This is a genomic window from Labrenzia sp. THAF35 (assembly GCF_009363595.1).
In the GTDB taxonomy this organism is placed as follows: Bacteria; Pseudomonadota; Alphaproteobacteria; order Rhizobiales; family Stappiaceae; genus Roseibium; species Roseibium algicola.
In genome coordinates this window covers 5,916,753-5,935,684 of record NZ_CP045380.1, presented here as the reverse complement: position 1 = coordinate 5,935,684, position 18,932 = coordinate 5,916,753, and the positions used below count along the sequence as shown (strand labels likewise).

16 protein-coding genes are annotated in these 18,932 nt (G+C 61.0%); 14 read left to right on the top strand and 2 right to left on the bottom strand.

Going from position 1 to position 18,932, the window contains the following annotated elements; all coding sequences use genetic code 11:
• Nucleotides 1-267 precede the first annotated feature (267 nt).
• From FIU93_RS27255 to FIU93_RS27220, 8 genes are all read left to right on the top strand, one after another.
• Entirely contained in the window at nucleotides 268-2,022 is a 1,755-nt protein-coding gene (locus tag FIU93_RS27255) for an extracellular solute-binding protein (protein ID WP_228148059.1), read from the top strand.
• Nucleotides 2,023-2,034: 12 nt separating this feature from the next.
• Nucleotides 2,035-2,841 carry an SDR family oxidoreductase gene (locus FIU93_RS27250; protein WP_152507320.1) on the top strand — a complete coding sequence of 269 codons (807 nt, stop codon included), beginning with the start codon at nucleotides 2,035-2,037 and terminating at the stop codon, nucleotides 2,839-2,841.
• Nucleotides 2,842-2,907: 66 nt separating this feature from the next.
• Nucleotides 2,908-4,206 carry a Xaa-Pro peptidase family protein gene (locus FIU93_RS27245; protein WP_006933717.1) on the top strand — a complete coding sequence of 433 codons (1,299 nt, stop codon included), beginning with the start codon at nucleotides 2,908-2,910 and terminating at the stop codon, nucleotides 4,204-4,206.
• 54 nt (nucleotides 4,207-4,260) lie between these two features.
• Nucleotides 4,261-5,256, top strand: coding sequence for a thiamine pyrophosphate-dependent dehydrogenase E1 component subunit alpha (locus tag FIU93_RS27240; protein ID WP_152507319.1), 996 nt, complete (start codon nucleotides 4,261-4,263; stop codon nucleotides 5,254-5,256).
• An 11-nt stretch (nucleotides 5,257-5,267) separates the two neighbouring features.
• On the top strand, nucleotides 5,268-6,266 hold the full coding sequence (locus FIU93_RS27235) for an alpha-ketoacid dehydrogenase subunit beta (RefSeq protein ID WP_152507318.1): 999 nt from the start codon (nucleotides 5,268-5,270) through the stop codon (nucleotides 6,264-6,266).
• Nucleotides 6,256-7,599: a biotin/lipoyl-containing protein gene (locus tag FIU93_RS27230; RefSeq protein WP_152507317.1), complete on the top strand. Its 1,344-nt coding sequence runs from the start codon at nucleotides 6,256-6,258 to the stop codon at nucleotides 7,597-7,599. Before FIU93_RS27235 ends, FIU93_RS27230 begins: the two co-directional genes overlap by 11 nt.
• 16 nt (nucleotides 7,600-7,615) lie before the next feature.
• Nucleotides 7,616-9,046: an NAD-dependent succinate-semialdehyde dehydrogenase gene (locus FIU93_RS27225; RefSeq protein WP_152507316.1), complete on the top strand. Its 1,431-nt coding sequence runs from the start codon at nucleotides 7,616-7,618 to the stop codon at nucleotides 9,044-9,046.
• A gap of 9 nt (nucleotides 9,047-9,055) precedes the next feature.
• On the top strand, nucleotides 9,056-9,961 hold the full coding sequence (locus tag FIU93_RS27220) for a 2-oxo acid dehydrogenase subunit E2 (RefSeq protein WP_152507315.1): 906 nt from the start codon (nucleotides 9,056-9,058) through the stop codon (nucleotides 9,959-9,961).
• 267 nt (nucleotides 9,962-10,228) lie between these two features.
• Here the strand turns inward: FIU93_RS27220 and FIU93_RS27215 are convergent, their stop codons facing one another.
• Nucleotides 10,229-10,867 carry a TetR/AcrR family transcriptional regulator gene (locus tag FIU93_RS27215; protein WP_023001704.1) on the bottom strand — a complete coding sequence of 213 codons (639 nt, stop codon included), beginning with the start codon at nucleotides 10,865-10,867 and terminating at the stop codon, nucleotides 10,229-10,231.
• A gap of 145 nt (nucleotides 10,868-11,012) precedes the next feature.
• Between FIU93_RS27215 and FIU93_RS27210 the strand changes: the two genes are divergently transcribed.
• From FIU93_RS27210 to FIU93_RS27185, 6 genes are all read left to right on the top strand, one after another.
• Nucleotides 11,013-11,846 carry a xanthine dehydrogenase family protein subunit M gene (locus FIU93_RS27210; RefSeq protein WP_152507314.1) on the top strand — a complete coding sequence of 278 codons (834 nt, stop codon included), beginning with the start codon at nucleotides 11,013-11,015 and terminating at the stop codon, nucleotides 11,844-11,846.
• Nucleotides 11,843-12,343 (top strand): (2Fe-2S)-binding protein, encoded by a 501-nt coding sequence (locus FIU93_RS27205; protein WP_152507313.1) that lies wholly within the window; start codon nucleotides 11,843-11,845, stop codon nucleotides 12,341-12,343. The genes FIU93_RS27210 and FIU93_RS27205 overlap by 4 nt, the downstream gene beginning before the upstream one ends.
• On the top strand, nucleotides 12,340-14,721 hold the full coding sequence (locus tag FIU93_RS27200) for a xanthine dehydrogenase family protein molybdopterin-binding subunit (protein ID WP_152507312.1): 2,382 nt from the start codon (nucleotides 12,340-12,342) through the stop codon (nucleotides 14,719-14,721). Before FIU93_RS27205 ends, FIU93_RS27200 begins: the two co-directional genes overlap by 4 nt.
• A 48-nt stretch (nucleotides 14,722-14,769) precedes the next feature.
• A complete protein-coding gene (locus tag FIU93_RS27195; RefSeq protein WP_023001700.1) occupies nucleotides 14,770-15,825 on the top strand; it encodes a C4-dicarboxylate TRAP transporter substrate-binding protein in 1,056 nt (351 codons plus the stop codon).
• Between the two features lie 76 nt (nucleotides 15,826-15,901).
• On the top strand, nucleotides 15,902-16,465 hold the full coding sequence (locus FIU93_RS27190) for a TRAP transporter small permease (protein WP_023001699.1): 564 nt from the start codon (nucleotides 15,902-15,904) through the stop codon (nucleotides 16,463-16,465).
• Entirely contained in the window at nucleotides 16,462-17,790 is a 1,329-nt protein-coding gene (locus tag FIU93_RS27185) for a TRAP transporter large permease subunit (RefSeq protein WP_152507311.1), read from the top strand. The genes FIU93_RS27190 and FIU93_RS27185 overlap by 4 nt, the downstream gene beginning before the upstream one ends.
• A gap of 150 nt (nucleotides 17,791-17,940) precedes the next feature.
• Here FIU93_RS27185 and FIU93_RS27180 read toward each other — a convergent pair whose 3' ends face one another.
• The gene (locus tag FIU93_RS27180) at nucleotides 17,941-18,840 is read right to left on the bottom strand and encodes a LysR family transcriptional regulator (protein ID WP_152507310.1); all 900 of its coding nucleotides are present in this window, start codon (nucleotides 18,838-18,840) and stop codon (nucleotides 17,941-17,943) included.
• Nucleotides 18,841-18,932: the final 92 nt, after the last annotated feature.

Here is an 18,932-nt window from a genome sequence, read left to right as displayed (position 1 = left end):
TGGTCTGAATTCTGAACCGTGCCTCCTCCTGACACGGATATGCGCCCACCGTGAGCGTCACTCAAAAGCCTGCACGCCTCGGCAGAACGACGCCCCCTCGAAAATATCCAAAATGGATGTTCTTATATCCAAAATGGATTTTTTGGCCGTTTTTCTAATCGGCCACGTCGCTCACGCTTAGGAGGACATTCAATGTCGATCCAAAAAATATCCAAAACGAGGAAACGCAGCAGTGGTTCATCCCGTCCGGAAAACTGGAGCCGAGCGATGAACCAGCAAGAGGGAGAGTTGGTTCGCGAAAAGACTTATCTGACGCAACAGGCCAAGACGGAAATCCTCCAGGTTCTCAGCTTTCTGGAGAACTTTGAAGAAGAGATGGATGGTCTGTTGGAGATATCTGCTCCGAACCCCTATGTCAAAATGTCGACCTATCTGGTGAAAAGGCATCTGGAAGCGAAGGCGGTGACTCCGACCTCGCTCATTGGCGCGTCGGGCGTTCCCTACGCGACAGCCAGCCGCCGCATGCGCGAGATGATCGACAACGGCCTGATCGAGCAAAGGCCGCGGACGTCTTCCGGCAGAAGCTACTCCCTCCATCCGAGCGCCGACATGCTGGAGGCATGGACCCAGTTCAGCAGCCGTGTCCGCAGGATGGCGGCGCAATCGTTCGGGTCTGCCGATCTGCGCTCCGGCACACAGGACTATTATTTTGGCGGGTCCTATCTGGAAGCCCAGACAATCCAGCCGCCCCAGGTCCTGCTTGAACCCTTGAAACTGTCCGGCGATCTTCGTGTCCTGGTCCATGGTGATCCCACCTTCATGGTGATGCATGGTCTGAAACGCCAGTTCGAGCAGGTGGTCGGGTGTTCCATTCAGCAGCGGGCCTTTTCCATCGACCGGCTTCACGAAGAAGCGGTCAAGAACGCCCACAGGGCGACAAGTCGCTATGACCTGATTGCCCTGGACCTGCCGTGGCTGGGCGAGTTTGCCGAGAACGGGTATCTCCTGCCGCTGGACGAAGTGCTGGATGTCGAGCGGCTTCAGCCGAGCGATTTTCATACGGCCGGCTGGCAGGCAGCTCACTGGGGAGGCAAGCCATACGGTGTGCCTTCGCAGACCACGCCGGAACTGCTGTTTTACCGGAAGGATCTGCTGGCGGAAGCAGGGCTTGAACCGCCCCTCACGACGGACGCGCTGCTCAAGGCCGCCGCCCGGCTCAACGACCCGGTTCAGGGCAGATACGGAATTGCCTGGAACGCGGCACGCGGGACAGCGCTTGGCCATACATTCATGATGACTTGTGCGGACTTCGGTCAGCCTATTCTGGATTTGCCCAAACAGGCCGGTGGTTATGACGCCTCACGACTGGCAGACGGCGGCTACCGGCCTGTCATCTATTCCGAACGTGCACTCGATGCTGCCGAATACCTGATGGCGCTGTTGCAATATTCGCCGCCAGATATCCTGTCGATGTCCTGGTACGAGCGCGTCCGTCCGTTCGCCAGCGGACGTGTGGCGATGGCCTACGGCTATACTTTGCTCGCTCCTTACTTCGAACAGAATCCGGCCTGTGCGGCTCACGGCAAGGTTGGTTTCCTGCCGCATCCTTCCGGCCCGAATGCGCAGAATATCGCCCCGGTCGGCGGCTATCTGCTCGGCATTCCGGCCAATATCGCGCCGGAACGGCTGGAGGCGGCAGCCGAAGCGCTGATCGTCTTTACGTCGCCCGAAGCGCAAAAGCTCTACGTCGAACACGGCAGCCGCACCAATCCGCGCTATTCGGTTGGCGCGGACCCGGAAGTCCGGCGCCTGTCCCCGATCTTTGAAGCGGTGGACGCCATGTCCTGGCGGGATGAACTGCAGTTCTGGCCACGACCGCCGATCCCGGAAATCAACGACATCATCCGCATCTGCGGGGAGGAATGCCACGACATGTTGCGTGGCGTGAAGACGCCAAAAGCCGCGTTGCAGATGGCTCAAGATCGTGCCGACCGACTTCTGCGGGAGGCTGGAAAACTTTAATGGGAGGAATTCATGGACCCCAATCGGCTCAAGGGAAAAAACGTTCTGATTACCGGTGCCGCACGCGGCATGGGTGCAACCAACGCCGAGCATTTTGCAGCTCAGGGCGCCAACATCTGTCTTGGTGATCTGGACCTCGACGAGGCCCAGGCCGTCGCGGAGCGGATCAATGCGGCCGGCAACGGCAAGGCGGTTGCGGTCAAGATGGACGTGACCCGCCGCGAGGACAACGCCGCGGCGGTGTCGGCAACTGTCGAAGCCTTCGGCAGCATCAATGTGGGCCTCTTCAACGCCGGCCTCAACAAGCCCCGTTTCTTCATGGATATCGATGAGGACAACTGGGATCTCATCATGGGCGTCAACACCAAGGCAATGTGGCTGGGCATGCAGGAAACCGCCCGGCAGATGATTGCGCAAGGGCCACAGGATTTTCCCTACAAGCTGATCAATGTCGGCTCCATCGCTTCGCGCAAGCCGCTGGTGGATGTGACCGTCTATTGCACGTCCAAATATGGCTGCCTGGCTCTGACCCATTGCGGGGCCGTTGCGCTCGGCGAACACAACATCACCGTCAACGGCTATGCCCCCGGCGTGGTGGTGACACCGCTTTGGGAACAGCTCGACAAGGATCTTGTCGAAATCGGGTTCAAGGAACGGGCAGGACAAGCCTACGAAGACATCGCCAACAACGAACTGGTGATCAAGCGTGTGTCCTATCCGGATGACATCAAGGGCACCGCGTCGTTTCTCGCCAGCCCCGACAGCGATTACATGACCGGCCAGATGATCCACATCGATGGCGGCTGGTGCATCCAGTAACACTCTGAAAAACAATATTCTTTTTCACATGACGGATGTGCGCAGGTGCATCCGAAGGAGAGAGCCATGTCTCGCGCACTGTTACCCAACCTCCTGACGCCGCAGGATCTCGAACCGCATTGGCGCTGGGAGGGGCGTTTGCCTGCCTGGGGGCACACATCCGTCGATTTCGAACGCCGTATCGACCATGATCGGCTGCGCCGGTATCGCCTTGCCAGAACACGGGAGGCGCTGAAGGCCTCTCCCGCCGGTACGCTGCTGCTGTTTGACGTCAACAACATCCGCTACGTCTCGGCCACCAAGATCGGCGAATGGGAGCGGGACAAGATGTGCCGCTTCTGCCTGCTGACGGGCGATGATGCCCCTTACGTGTGGGACTTCGGTTCAGCCGCCGTCCACCACAAGAAGTTCTCGGACTGGCTGGTGCCGGATCATTGCCGGGCAGGTGTGGTCGGCATGCGCGGCACCATTCCGCCGGAATTCGGCCTGATGCGCAAATATGCCCGCGAAATTGCCGGGCTGATCCGGGACGCCGGCATGGCGGATATGCCCGTCGGCGTCGACTATGCCGAAACCGCCATGTTCCATGCGCTGCAGGCAGAGGGACTTAACGTGGTCGACGGACAGCAGATCATGCTGGCGGCGCGCGAGATCAAGAACTGGGACGAGATCCAGCTTCTGACGCAGGCGGCCTCCATGGTCGATGGCGTCTATCACATGATCTACGAGGAACTGAAGCCGGGCGTGCGCGAGAACGACATTGTCGCCCTGTCCAACAAGATGCTCTACGAGATGGGATCAGATGATGTCGAGGCGATCAACGCCATTTCCGGCGAGCGCTGCAATCCGCATCCGCACAATTTCACCGACCGCTATTTCCGTCCGGGCGATCAGGCGTTCTTCGACATCCTGCAGTCCTATCAGGGCTATCGGACCTGTTACTACCGCACCTTCAACATCGGCCGGGCAACCCCGGCGCAGCGTGATGCCTACGTCAAGGCGCGCGAATGGATCGATGCCTCCATCGCCATGATCAAACCCGGCGTCTCCACCGACAAGGTGGCTGAAGTCTGGCCCAAGGCGGAGGAGTTCGGCTTCCCCAACGAGGAGACAGCCTTCGGTCTGCAATTCGGCCACGGCCTGGGTCTGGCCCTACACGAGCGGCCGATCATCTCGCGTGCGGTCTCGCTCGACCATCCGATGGAAATCAAGACGGGCATGGTGTTCGCGCTGGAAACCTACTGCCCGGCCGCCGATGGCTATTCCGCTGCCCGGATCGAGGAGGAAGTCGTGGTGACGGATACGGGCGTCGAGGTGATCAGCCTGTTCCCGGCCGAAGAACTTCCGATCGCCAACCGGTACTGACCTGCCCATCGTGCCCGGCCGCGCGGCGGCCGGGCCCAGTCAAGGGACAACAAGATGAGCGCTGCGAAGAAAAAGAAACACAACACGGAAGAGTATCTGCGCATGTACACGCAGATGGTGCGCATCCGTGCCTTCGAGGACAACGCCAACCAGCTTTACCTGTCGGCTAAGATGCCGGGCCTGACCCACATGTATTCCGGTCAGGAAGCCGTGGCCGTCGGCATCTGCGAAGCGCTGACGCCCGAAGACAAGATCACGTCGACGCACAGGGGGCACGGTCACTGTGTCGCCAAGGGCGCGCATTTCAAGGAAATGTTCTGCGAGCTTCTGGGCAAGGAAGAGGGCTATTGCCGGGGCAAGGGCGGGTCGATGCATATCGCCGACCAGGCCAATGGCAATCTGGGTGCCAACGCCATTGTCGGCGGTTCCATGGGCATTGCCACCGGATCGGCACTCACCGCCAAGCGTCTGGGCACCGGGCACGTCACCGTGTGTTTCTTCGGAGATGGCGCGACGGCACAGGGGCTCTGGTACGAGGTCATGAACATGGCCGCGCTCTGGAAGCTCCCTGTCATCTATGCCTGCGAGAACAACGGTTACAGCGAATACACCAGGACCGAGGAAATCGCGGCCGGTTCGCTCACCGCCCGGGCGGAAGCTTTCGGCATCGAGAGCTTCAAGGTCGATGGCCAGGATGTACTGGCCGTGAACAAGCTGGCGGAAGAGCTCGCCGCCAGATGCCGAAAGGGCGAAGGCCCGTTCTTCATCGAACTCGACACCTATCGCTATCACGGCCACCACGTCGGCGACATCAACCGCGACTACTACCGCACCAAGGATGAAGAGACGGAGTGGAAGTCTGCGCGCGACCCGATCACCAACTTCGGCAAGTGGATGATCGACCAGAAGATCATGACCGCCGACGAACTGGTGGCCATCGACAATGAAATCGCCGCCGATGCGGAAGCTGCCGTCAAATATGCGCTCGACGCGAAATATCCGGATGTGCGGGAAGTGGACATGCATGTCTACGCCGGCACGGCCGCCTGAGGAGGGATGCCATGACACGTGAAATCACCCTGTCCAGGGCCGTCAACGAAGCCATCGCGGAAGAAATGCGCCGGGATCCGTCGATCATTCTCCTGGGCGAAGACGTCGCGGAGGCCGGAACGCCGTTCAAGGTGCTGTCCGGCCTGGTGGAGGAGTTCGGAACGGATAGGATCATCGACACGCCGATATCCGAACCCGGCTTCATGGGCATTGCCGTTGGTGCGGCGATGACCGGACTGAGGCCGATCGTCGATCTGATGTTCGGCGACTTTCTCTATCTAGTCATGGATCAGCTCTGCAATCAGGCCGCCAAGACCCACTATATGTCCGGCGGCAAGCTGAACGTGCCGCTGGTCCTGCGCACCAACATGGGGGCAACCCGCCGCTCGGCCGCCCAGCACAGCCAGTCGCTGCAAGCGCTTGTCGCCCACATTCCGGGGCTCAAGGTCGCCATGCCGTCTTCGGCTTACGAGGCCAAGGGCCTGATGAAGACGGCAATCCGGGACAACAATCCGGTGGTCATCTTCGAAGACAAGCTGATGTACAACGACAAGGCTCCGGTGCCGGAGGAAGAATACCTGATCCCCTTCGGTCAGGCGCACATCAAGCGCGAGGGTCGGGACGTCACGCTGGTGGCGACCTCCTCCATGGTGCAGCTGGCTGAGGAAGCAGCGGAAACGTTGTCGCGCGAGGGCATCAGCGCGGAGATCATCGACCCGCGCACGATCGTGCCGCTGGATGAGGAAACCATCCTGAAGTCCGTCCGCAAGACGTCGCGCGCCATCGTCATCGACGAAGGCCACCAGAGCTACGGCGTGACGGCGGAAATCGCAGCGCGCATCAGCGAGAAAGCTTTCTACCACCTCGACGCGCCGGTCATCCGCATGGGCGCCATGGACGTGCCGGTGCCGTTTTCGCCCGCCCTTGAAGACATCACCGTGCCGAATGCCGCAGGAGTTGCCGACAACGCGCGCAAGATCTGCCGCGGGGAGCTGGTCCATGCCGCATGAGGTGATCATGCCCGCGCTCGGCATGGCCCAGGACAGCGGCCAATTGCTGGCCTGGCACAAGAAACCGGGAGAGGCGGTCGCTGCTGGCGATGTGCTTTTCGAGGTGGAAACCGACAAGGCCGCCATGGAAGTGGAGGCGCAGAAGCAAGGCTATCTGACCGACGTCTCCGTGGAAGCAGGCAGCGATGTTCCGGTCGGACAGGTGATCGCGATGATCTCTGAAACCCCGGAAGGGGCTGGAAAAGCAGGCAATGCGCCTTCACCGGAGAAGACCGCCGATACGGCAGAACCCGCACCGGGCGGCGTGGAGGCCGGGGAGGATGAGCTTCCAGACGGACATCAGGTGATCATGCCGACACTCGGCATGGCTCAGGACATGGGCCTTTTGGTTGCCTGGTGCAAACAGCCCGGAGAAGCCGTTGCGGCTGACGACATTCTCTTCGAAGTGGAAACGGACAAGAGCACGGTTGAGGTGAATGCCGGCCGCGACGGTTTCGTGGCCGCGCTTCTGGCGGAAGCGGGAGAGGAAGTGCCTGTCGGCCAGGCGATCGCGGTGATTTCGGAGCAAAAACCGGACAAGGCAGTGTCGCGCAAGGCGGCTGGAGCACCAACCTCTGCAGCTGGTGAATCAGCGCCGGAGCGGCAGGAAAAGACGGAACCTGATAACACGCCTGCACCTTCTCCTGAAAAACGGGTGACGGCCAAGACAGCGCCCGGGGTGGCCGGGAGAGTTCTTGCGTCCCCCAAGGCACGGCGGCTTGCGCAGGAACAAGGGCTGGACCTGCAGCGTCTGGCCGATGCCGGCCATCCCCAGCCGTTTCACGTCAAGGATCTGGAGACCCTCAAGACCCTGCGCGCGGAAACGCCGGCGGCAAGTGCCACGGCGCAGCGCTTCGAACTCAGGGCAGAGGTATCGGGTACCGGATTTGCAGACTTCGTGGCCTGGGCGAAGGACAACGGCGGGCAAACCGATCAGGCAGTTCTGCTGGCCGGGTTTGCGGCTGCCAGTTTCGGGAACTTTCCCGCCAAAGTCCGCGTTGAGAATATGTGGCAGTCGCAAGCCTACTCCGTTGCTTCGCTCTGGCTTGGTCAGGTCAAACCGGCGGACGATGATCAAGAAGTGGACCTGCTGGTGCGTGACCTGAGAGCAAGCCGCATCTCGACGCTTCAGCTTGATGCAGGCAAATGCCCTGTCATCAGCATCCTGCGCCAGGGGGAGGATCTCGCTCTGGTGCTGGAATGGACCGGTGACCGAGTGACCACGCCTCAGGCGATTGACCTGCTTTCCAATTTCGCGGGTCGGATGGAGCAACCGCTCCGCCACCTGCTTTGAACCGATGGGGACCATTATGGACCATACCGATCTTTACATTAACGGCGCCTGGTGCGCGGGAGCGAGCGGCGAAAGGTTCGACGTTCTGAACCCGGCAACCGAAGAGGTGCTTGCCTCCGTCGCCTCCGCAGACATCAAGGACGCGGATACCGCGCTGGATGCCGCGGAAGCCGCGATGGCAAAATGGGCCGCCAAAACGCCGCGCGAACGTTCGGAAGTGCTGCGCAAGGCGTGGGAATTGATGACGGCGCGGCTGGAAGACTTTGCCCGCATGATCACGCTGGAAAACGGCAAGGCGCGCAGTGACGCCATGGGCGAGGCGACTTATGCCGCCGAATTCTTCCGCTGGTTTGCCGAAGAAGCCGTACGCGTCGACGGCCTCATCACCCATGCGCCTGCCTCTGGCGCGCGCATCATCGTGCAGCACAAGCCTGCCGGCCTTGCGGTTCTGGTCACGCCCTGGAACTATCCGGCGGCCATGGGCACCCGCAAGATCGCTCCGGCTCTGGCCGCTGGCTGCGGGGTGATCATCAAACCGGCCTCCGAAACGCCGCTGACCATGCTGGCGCTCATGCCTCTCCTGGAAGAAGCCGGCGTTCCGGCTGGCCTTGTCAATGTGCTGCCTTCCAAGCGCACCGGCGCGCTTGTCGATCACATGCTGCACGACCCGCGCGTGCGCGTCGTCTCCTTCACCGGTTCCACGGCGGTTGGCCGCAAGCTGCTGCATTCGGCGGCCGATCAGGTCCTCAAACCGGCGATGGAACTTGGCGGCAACGCGCCGCTGATCGTCTTTGACGATGCCGACCTTGATGAGGCGGTGCAGGGCACGATGCTGGCCAAGATGCGCAACCTCGGTGAAGCCTGCACGGCGGCCAACCGGATCTATGTACACGAAGCCGTTGCCGACGACTTTACCCGCCGACTTGTCGAGGCCATGAAAAAACTGAAGGTCGGTGACGGATCTGACCCGGATGTGGACGTCGGCCCGCTGGTCAATGCGGAAACCCGCGACAAGGTCGCGGACTTCGTTCGCGATGCCGTTGAAAAGGGTGCGAAGATCGAAGTCGGTGGCGACCTGCCGGGCGGAAAGGGCTTTTTCTATCCGCCGACGGTGCTCTCGGGCGTGCCCGAGACGGCCGACTGCGTGCACGACGAAATCTTCGGCCCCGTCGCAGCCCTCCAGACCTTCACCGATCAGGACGACGTGATCCGCAGGGCCAACGACACGGAATACGGTCTGGTTGCCTATGTCTTCACCAAGGACATGAAACGCGGCCTGCAGGTCTGCGAGAAGCTGGACTACGGCATGGTCGGCTTCAACCGCGGCCTCGTTTCCGATCCGGCGGCTCCCTTCGGCGGCACAAAGCAGTCCGGCCTCGGCCGTGAAGGCGGCCATGAAGGCATGCTGGAGTTCATGGAAACCCAGTATATTTCGGCAAGCTGGTAGGAGGTGGAGATGTCCGACGTGATCGCACCGCCTTCGGTCAGGGCGCTGGCCCGGCAGAAGGGCATAGACATAGAGAAACTCGCGCGCGACATCGGACGCACGTCCATCGCCCGCGAGGATGTGGAAGGCGAAGGCGATACTGGGATGTCGCCTTCGGTCTCAGCTTCTCCAATTGAAACAGGAGACCGCGGGTACTGGGACGTCGACCACGCGCTTTCCGGCCCCATAACGGAAGAACCGGTTTCAAGGTTCGCGCAGGTTGCCGCACAGAACATGGCCGCGGCCCAGCGGCTCATTCCCGCCGTCACCCATCACGACCGCGCGGAGATGACCGCCATTGAAGCCCTGCGCAAGGAATTGCGGACGGAAGCCGGCGAGCGCGGCGTGAAGCTGACGGCGCTGGCCTTCCATGCCAAGGCCTTGTCGAAGGCCTTGCGGGAATTCCCGAAGTTCAACGCTTCTCTCAGCTCGGACGGCAAGACGCTGTTCCTGAAGAACTACGTGCACCTTGGCATCGCGGTCGACACCGCCCACGGCCTGATGGTGCCGGTGATCCGGGACGTTGACCGGAAAGGCCTCTGGCAAATCGCGGCGGAAATCGCCGACCTTGCCTCCAGAGCACAAGAGCGCAAGGTGCGCCCTGATGAAATGGGCGGTGCATCCATGACCATCACCAACCTCGGCGGGATCGGCGGCACCGCCTTCACACCCATCGTCAACCCACCCGAAGTCGCCATACTCGGCATCACTCGCACCGAAGTGGCCCCCGTCTGGGACGGGGAGGCTTTCCAACCCGTCCAGATGGTGCCCCTCGATCTCAGCTACGACCACAGGGTCATCAACGGCGCCGACGCCGCGCGCTTCCTGAGCTATTACGCGGGTCTTTTGAAAGAGCCTCGGCGGATGTTGATCTGACGGGCTGTCTGCTGGATTTACCTCACTGCAAGATTGAGGTTCCCGGAATGTGTGTAGCTGCCTGGGAGCTTGTGGACGCTATGCGGTCCTTGAAAAACCTGAGGAATAGCCGGAACGACGTTATCTCTGTTCTCCACGAAGTTACCGAAATCGCGTTTCCGACTGTCCAGCTGCGCTTCGAACAGGATTGGTGCCTTGCCTTGCGTGTGCCTCTCCGGGGGTGGTGAATGAGCCGCTGGAACAGCGGACAACCTCTTCAGCACCAGCTCAAGGGCAGGGACTGATTCCGAAGGACAGCAGGAAACGGTCGATCGCTCTTGATATGGCCTCGGACGGATCGTCCGGGCAGGGGGTTCGGTAGATGTGCTGCCGGATGCCGATGTAGACGATGCCGCCGTGCAGGTTCCAGATATCTTCCATGACAGGTGTGACGCCGGAACTGGCCTCGTGCTCGATCTCGCCCAGGAGCGGCAGCAGGATGACGTCACCCAGATGTTTGAGATAGCGTCGGTTGAGTTCTGCGCCATAAAGGCCGGAAAACATGAAAATCCGCATCCACTCGTACTGGAAGATGAGTGTGCTGTATTCGGTGTAGAAATCGAGCAGGCGACGACGCAGCGGCACTTCCCGGTCGGTCAGCCGTTCCGGCCAGTCGGGAGAAAGACGTCCGAGGTACACCTTTTCGTAGACCGCCTCTATGAGGTCGTCCTTGGTGGCGAAATAGTTGAAAAGCAGCGATTGCGTGACGCCGATACGCTTGGCGAGATCGCGGGTGTTGCCGTCAAGGCCGACCTCGGCGAAGAAGGCGACGGCACCTTCAACGATCTGCTGGCGGCGTTCGGAAGGGGGCAGCCTGCGACGGCTGGAAGTGTCCCCTGTTTCGGCGACATCGGTCATTCCATTCATGTTCCTTTTCCTGCCTCCCTCATACGGCACGCAATAATCTACTTGCAATCTTCCGATTTTTATAGATCATCTGATCAATAAAGTTGAGCAGATGCTCAATAAGCGATGCTGGAGGGCGTCGCAATGGAATCGGGAGGGAGACGCCATGAAGGCATCGGCGGGCGGTTATGCCCGGGCATCCAGTTTGCGCAACGCGCTGGAAATGCTGGCCGCGAGCGACGGCAACGGCCGCGTGCTTGCAGGTGGCCAGAGCCTGGTTGCGGCCTTGAACCTGCGTCTCTCCGCAGGCGACGTCCTGATCGACATTTCCCGCCTGAGCGAGCTTTCCGGGGTAACCGAAACGCAGGATGGTCTGCGGATTGGCGCGCTGACATCGCATGCGGAGATTGGTCGTAACCCGCTGATCCGGCAGTCTGCTCCGCTTCTTTCACAGGCGGTGGAATTCATCGCCCATGCTGCGATCCGCAACCGCGGCACCATAGGTGGTGCGCTGGCTCATGCCGATCCGGCTGCGGAGTTTCCAGCCTGCGTTCTGGCCCTTGGCGCCACGCTTCATGTCGAGGGTCTCAACGGCTCGCGGGACATACCGGTGGAAGAATTCTTTCAGGACATTTTCGACACGGCCATCGAGGAGGGTGAAATCCTGACCGGCCTCTCGGTCCCGAAGGCAGGGCCCGGCGAAAAGCAGGTCATCGTCGAGGTTGCCAGGAGATCCGGCGACTATGCCCTTGCCGGAGTGTGCCTCGTCAAGCGGGGCGATGGACACCGGCTGTCGCTTTTTTCCGTCGGGCCCAAGCCGGTCCTTGCCGAAGGGGCCATGGCCGCTCTCGACCAGGGCAACATTGATGGCGCCGTTCAGGCACTGCAGGCGGAAATCGACCCACCGTCGGACATGCAGGCAAGTGCCGCCTACCGCCGCCACCTTGCCGGTGTCCTCTTACGCCGCGCCGCCGCCAGGATCGAGGGAGGAAACGCATGACAGAGATGTTCCGCGACAAGATCGACATCAGCCTGACCGTGAACGGGGAGCCCGTCGAGGCGCGTGTGCCGGCAGGTCAGCATCTCGTTGATTTCCTGCGCGGCGAGCTTGGCCTTACCGGTGCCCATGCAAGCTGCGAACACGGTGTCTGCGGTGCCTGTACGCTGAAGGTCGACGGCAAAGCCGTGCGCGGCTGCCTGATGCTGGCCGCCCAGGCGGACGGTGCCGACGTCTGGACAGTGGAAGGCCTGTCGGACCTGGGCGCGATAAAGGATCTTCAGGACGTCTTTGTCGAGCGCAATGCGCTCCAGTGCGGCTTCTGCACGCCCGGCATGCTGGTTGCCATTAACGAGCTGCTGGAGGCCGGCGGCATGCCGACGCGCGATCAGATCCGCGAACATCTATCGGGCAATTACTGCCGCTGCACCGGCTACGAAGCCATCGTGGATGCGGTTGAAACGGTAGCGCGTGTCCGCGCACGGAAGGGGGCCGCATGACCATTCAATTCGGTAATCCGGACCGGCCCAATTCCTATATCGGCAAGACGGTCCCCCGGCCCAATGCCCGGCGCCTGGTCCAGGGACGCGGCGTCTACGTGGACGACATCGTGCTGCCGCGCATGGTCCATGTCGCCTTTGTGCGCTCGCCCTTCGCGCACGCGAAGATCAACCGTATCGACGCCGAGGATGCAAAAGCGGTGAAGGGTGTGCTCCGGGTCTTCACGGGCGAGGACATCGCCGAGGTCTGCAAGCCATGGGTTGCTGTGCTCGCCCATCTGAAAGGCCTGAAGTCGCCACCGGAACACGCGATTGCCGTCGACCGTGCCTGCTGGGTCGGCGAACCGGTGGCAGCCGTTGTCGCGACCTCTCGCGCCGCTGCCGAGGATGGCGCGGCTCTTGTGGATGTTGACTACGAGCAACTGGACGTCGTCACCGACATGATGACCGCGCTCGATCCTGAAACGCCGGTGCTGCATCCGGATATGGGTGACAACCTCGCCTTCCGGCGCCTGCACGAACAGGGGGACGTGGACGAAACCTTCCGGACCGCGCACAAGGTCGTCTCGGCGCGCTTTGTCACCGGACGGCACACGGGCGTGACGTTGGAGCCGCGCTCGATCCTGGTCGACTGGAACCCGGCCGAGGAACAGATGACCGCCTGGCATGCAACGCAGGCGCCCCACATGATACAGACAGTTCTGGCCACTCATCTCGACCTGCCGGAAAGCCGGGTCCGGGTCATCTGTGAGGATGTCGGCGGTTCTTACGGCATCAAGGTGCATGTCTATCCGGACGAAATGGCGACGGCGGCAATCGCCAAGATCATGAAACGGCCGGTGAAATTCATTGCCGACCGGCTGGAAAGTTTCTCCAGCGACATCCACGCCCGTGATCATCAGATCGAGGCGAAGATTGCAGTAGGAGAAGACGGCCGGATCCTCGCCATGGATGTCGATGACTGGACCGCGATCGGCCCATATTCGGTCTATCCGCGCACTTCCGCCATCGAAGGCAACCAGGTGGTGAACCTCTGCGGTGGCCCCTATGACTTCCAGAATTACCGGGCCAGGACCACGGTCGTCTTCCAGAACAAGACGCCAACCTGCCAGTACCGGGCAGTCGGCCATCCGATCGCGGTCGCGATCACCGAAGGGCTGGTGGATATGGCTGCTGCCGAAATCGGCATGGACCCGGTCGAGATCCGCCGGCGCAACATGTTCAGGGATGATGCCTATCCGGTGACGTCTCCCGCGAACATGCGTTTCGAGGGGCTGTCACATCACGCCTCCATGGACAAGCTTCTGGAGCTGATGGATTACGACGGCTTGCGAGCCGAACAGGCAGAGCTCCGCAAGAAGGGCATCTACAGGGGCATCGGTATTGCAAGCTTCATCGAGCTGACCAATCCCTCGCCCTTCATGTACGGTATCGGCGGCGCGCGCATTTCGGCACAAGACGGTTGCACGGTGCGGATGGATCCGGACGGGTCGATCGTCGCCCTGTCCGGCGTAACCGAACAGGGGCAGGGCACCGAGGCGATGCTGAGCCAGGTGGTTGCCGAGGGTCTTGGCGTGTCCCCCGCGCGTGTGCGCGTCATTACCGGTGATACACAAGTGACGCCCTACGGTGGCGGCACCTGGGCGTCGCGCGGGGCCGGTATCGGCGGCGAGGCTGCGCTGCAGGCGGCGCGGGCGCTGCGCGGTTCCATCCTTGAGGTGGCCGCTTCCATGCTCCAGGCCGATCAGGCGCAGCTCGACATCCGCGACGGCGCTGTGGTCGACAGCACTTCAGGCGAAGCCCGCATGCCGCTCGAAGAGCTCGGCCGGATCGTCTACTTCCGTGGCGACACATTGCCGAAGGGCCTGCCACGGGAGCTTGTCCAGACACGGCACTTCATCACGTCCGAATATCCCTTTGCCTTCACCAACGGCGTCCAGGCCTCCTACCTCGAGGTCGATACGGAGACCGGCATCGTGAAGCTGCTGAAGCATTGGTGCGTCGAGGATTGCGGGCGGGTGATCAACCCGCTTCTCGTGGACGAGCAGATCCGGGGTGGCATCGTTCAGGGACTCGGCGGAGCACTCTTTGAGGAAATCCACTACGACGCGGAAGGCCAGCTCCTGAACGGCTCGATGGCAGACTACCTCGTGCCGATGGCAGCTGAAATGCCCGACATGATCATCGGTCACGTTGAAACGCCGACGGGGGAGAGCCTGCTCGGGGCCAAGGGCGCGGGCGAGGCGGGCACTGCCGGGTCTCCGGCCGCCGTCATGAATGCGATCAACGACGCCCTGCGGCCCATGGGCGCGCAAGTGACAGAAATGCCGTTCACGCCTGAACGGATCGTAAGAGCACTTGGAACCTTGAATGACTGAACCAGAGGAGCCTGGGAGGATAAGGCTCCGAATGCAGGGAGGAAAATCATGAAGTTCGTAACATTGGCAACCGCAACGGCCATGCTGGCCAGTTCTGCCGGCCTTGCCGCGGCGCAACAGGCGATCACGGTCAACATCGGTTCGTCGCATCCGGAACAGAATATCTGGGTCTACGCGATGAAGAACACCTTCCAGCCGGAAGTGAACCGGATCCTGGAAGCCGCCGGCGAATACAAGGTCGACTGGGTGGAGTCCTACGCCGGCACGCTCTACAAATTCACCGACACGCGTGAGGCCGTCATGGACGGCATCGTCGATGTGGGCATGGTCGGTACCGTCTGGGAAGGCGCGAACATGCCGCTTCAGAACGTGACCTATTTCACGCCGTTTGCCACGGAAGACCACAAGATGATCATCGAGATCTTCGATGATCTTTCGGCAAACCTGCCAGAGCTGCGTGACAGCTGGGCGGAAAACGGCATGGTTCATCTGTCATCGCTCATCACCGACAGCTACGACATCTATGCCACCTTCCCGGTCAACTCCATGAAGGATCTTGAAAACCGCAAGCTTAACGCCCCGGGGACTTCGGCCAACTGGTTGCGCGGAACGGGGGCAACGCCGGTCGACGGTGCACTGACGACCTACTACACCAACATCCAGACCGGCGTGACCGAAGGTACGCTGTCCTTCGCGTCGGGAATTCTGCCGACTCGCGTCTATGAAGTCGCTCCGGAACTCACCCGCGTGGGCATCGGCTCGATGTATTTCGGTGGCATCGCGGCCAACAAGGACTTCTTCGACGGTCTGCCGGAACCGGTCCAGGCAGCCTTCCGGGAAGCTGCGAAGGCAACGTCCGCGGCACACGGTCAATATGTCGAGGATCTTGCCACACGAGCACTCAAGGAAATGCAGGAAGCGGGGCTGACGATCCACGAACTGCCGGAAGCAGAAAAAACTGCCTGGGTGAACGGACTGCCGAATATCGTGGAACCGTGGCTGGAACAGACCGGCGATGCCGGCCGTGTCGTGCTGAAGGCCTATTTCGACGCCCTGCGCGCACGCGGTGCGGAACCGCTGAGGTCCTGGGACGAGGGGCTCTGAGAGCGGCCTTGCCTCACACCTCTCCCGCCCGGCATCTTGTCCGGGCGGGTTTATTGAGAGCGAACTGGACGTAACGATGACGGATGAGACCAGAACCGAGGCCGACGACGCCTATGTCCCGGCTTTCTCGGAAGCGCCTTTCGGCGCAATGCTCGGCGGCACGGCCGCCATCATGTCATCGGTCGGTACCCTTTCCATCGGCGCGCTCATGATACTGATCGTCGCTGATGTTCTTGGTCGAAACTTCTTCAACGCGCCGATTACCGGCGTTGCGGAAATCGCGGCACGCACCGTTGTTGCCATCGTCTTCCTGCAGGTTGCCGCTGCCATCCTGCAGAAGCGCCTGACCCGGGCCGATTTTCTCGTCCGGCGCCTTGAAAGCGTGTCGCCGAAAGGTGTCTGCCTGATCGAAGCCCTGTTCTCTCTCTGCGGCGTCATCGTGTTCGGTCTCATTCTCTGGGCTTCCTGGCCGAAATTCGCCAGTGCATGGGCGACATCCGAATTTTTCGGCGTCCAGGGCGTCTTCACCATTCCGACCTGGCCCTTCCGGGGCATTACGGTCCTGGGCTCGGCGGTGGCTGTTCTGGCCGCGTTCTACCGGGCGCACACAGAAATTCGCATGTTCCGGAGCTTTTCATGACGACGTTGACCATTGGCTTCCTGCTTGTCGGCGCGTTGATCGTTCTGGTTCTGCTCGGCATGCAAATAGCCTATGCGCTGTTCCTGGTGGCTTTTGCCGGGATCTGGATCATCCGCGACAACATCGACCTTGCCTTCCGAATGCTGGAGCTGACCGTCTACAGCGGCATTGCCGATTATCTGTTCGCGACCATTCCCCTCTTCGTCCTTATGGGGCTGCTGGTGAGCGTTTCCAACGTCGGGCGGGATACTTTCGAAGTTGCAGAGGAACTGCTGCGCCGGGTCATCTGCGGTCTCGGGGTCGCGACTGTCGCGGCCAACACGATCTTCGCTGCGGTCACCGGCGTCTCCATCGCCTCGGCGGCGGTATTCACGCGCGTCGCAGTCCCTGAAATGGAGCGCCACGGCTATCGCCCGGCCTTTGCTGCCGGCACCGTCGCGGGCTCATCGGTACTCGGTATGCTGATCCCGCCGAGCTTGCTCCTCATTATTTACGGGGTTCTGGCAGAAGTCTCCATCGGTGGCATGTTCATCGCCGGCATCGTGCCGGGGCTGATGCTTGCCGGTGGCTTCGTGACAATGCTCGTTGCCGTCACCGTGCTGTTCCCGGGTTTCGTTCTCACCGATCCGGCTGCTGCGAAGGAGCGCCGTCGCGACAGCGCCATCGAACCGATGCCACTTGGCCGGATGATCGCCAAGCTGGTGCCGATCATCCTGCTCGTGGTTCTGGTGCTCGGCGGACTTTATTCGGGATATTTCACACCAACGGAGGCTGGCGGTGTCGGCGCCTTTGGTGCGCTGCTGGTTGCTCTTTCACGCCGTTCCCTCAACCGCCATAACCTGTGGCGGGTGATGAAGCAGACCGGCGTGATCTCGGTATCGATCCTGCTGCTGCTCGTCGCTGCCAGTTATTATTCGCGCATGTTGTCGATTGCCGGCCTTCCCAACGCCATCGCAAGCCTCGTCAACGAGACCGGGCTCGGCCCGATGGGCTTCATGGTTCTGTGCTCGGCGCTCATTCTCGTCATGGGCATGATCCTCGACAGTACGTCGATCCTCCTGATCATGGTGCCGATCGCAGCGCCCATCGCGCAGCACATGGGAATAGACCTCAGCCAGTTCGGCATCGTCATCGTGATCGCCGTTGAAATCGGCCTCCTGACGCCACCCTTCGGCATCTCGGTGTTCACGGTGCACAATACGCTCAACGATCCGGACGTTTCCGTCGAACAGATCTTCGCGGGCACGATGCCTTTCATCGCGGTCATGCTGCTGGTTTTGCTGCTCGTTATTCTTCTGCCCGGCATTGCCACCTTGTTCTTGTAATGGAAAAAACAAGCGAGGACCTTCGGTTTGTCCAGGCAACGCCTTCATTCGTGGCCCCGAGACCGAACGACCGAGTTGGTGACAGCCTTTTTGACAAGACACATTGATGAGGCAGCGCGGCCTACCGGCTGGTGATCCTTCTGAGGAGGGTCAAGACACGTCCTCTATTCTGCTTACGCCATGCGGGGTGCAAAGTTCGGCAAGTACCGTGTGGATACGCGCGATGATTTCAGCCCGCGGCGATACGATCCGCTCCACGATGCCGATTTGCCTTGTCACTTGCGGATTGCCGAAAGGGAGTTTTGTCAGCCGCTGGTGATCCGGCTCCTGCAAGGCGACATGCGGAACAACGGAAACCCCCATGCCTTGCCGTACACATGTGACGATGGATCCGATCGTGTCGATCTCCGCAATGTCGTTGGTTGCGATCCCCATGCGAGAGATCTCCGTGTCGATAAGGTTGGCAAGCGGCACGGCGCTGCGAAATCGAATGAACGGACAGGTCGCAAGCAGGTCGGCGGGATCGGTGGATTTTGTGTCTTCCGGTGCGATCAGCCAGAGCGGCTCACGAAGGAAGGGGCTCCAGCGCAAGGCGGGCGGAATGCCGACATGCTCCGCGACCACGGCAGCATCGAGCCGTCCGGAAGCCACATCGGCAATCAGGGTTGAAGACAGCGAAACTCTCAGATTGGTTTTCAGATCGGGATACTGGTTTCGCATCTGGACAATGGCTCTCGGCAGCAAATTCAACGCACTGGAACGAACAGAGCCCAGCATGAGGGTGCCGGCGAGCTTGTCTCCCCGCAGATTTGCCTTGGTATCGTCTTCGAGACGTAACATCTCCTGAGCCATTTCAAGGACTTGAAGCCCCTGCGAGGTCAACTTCGGAGGACGGGACGACCGTTCGAACAGGGTAATGTTCAGTTCGACTTCCAGCGCCTGGATCTGTTGACTGACTGCCGATGGCGTCAGGTTTACGATCTCCGCCGCCTTGGTGAAGGTGCCATGGGTTGCGATAGCGACCAGGGTCTTGAGTTGACGGGTGTCCATACCTTCATCCAGTTTTTCTTAACATAAGAACCAGATTAATTCGCTTTTGTTAAGTCATTCTATCCGTTACCCAAGATGGCGGAGGAATTCAA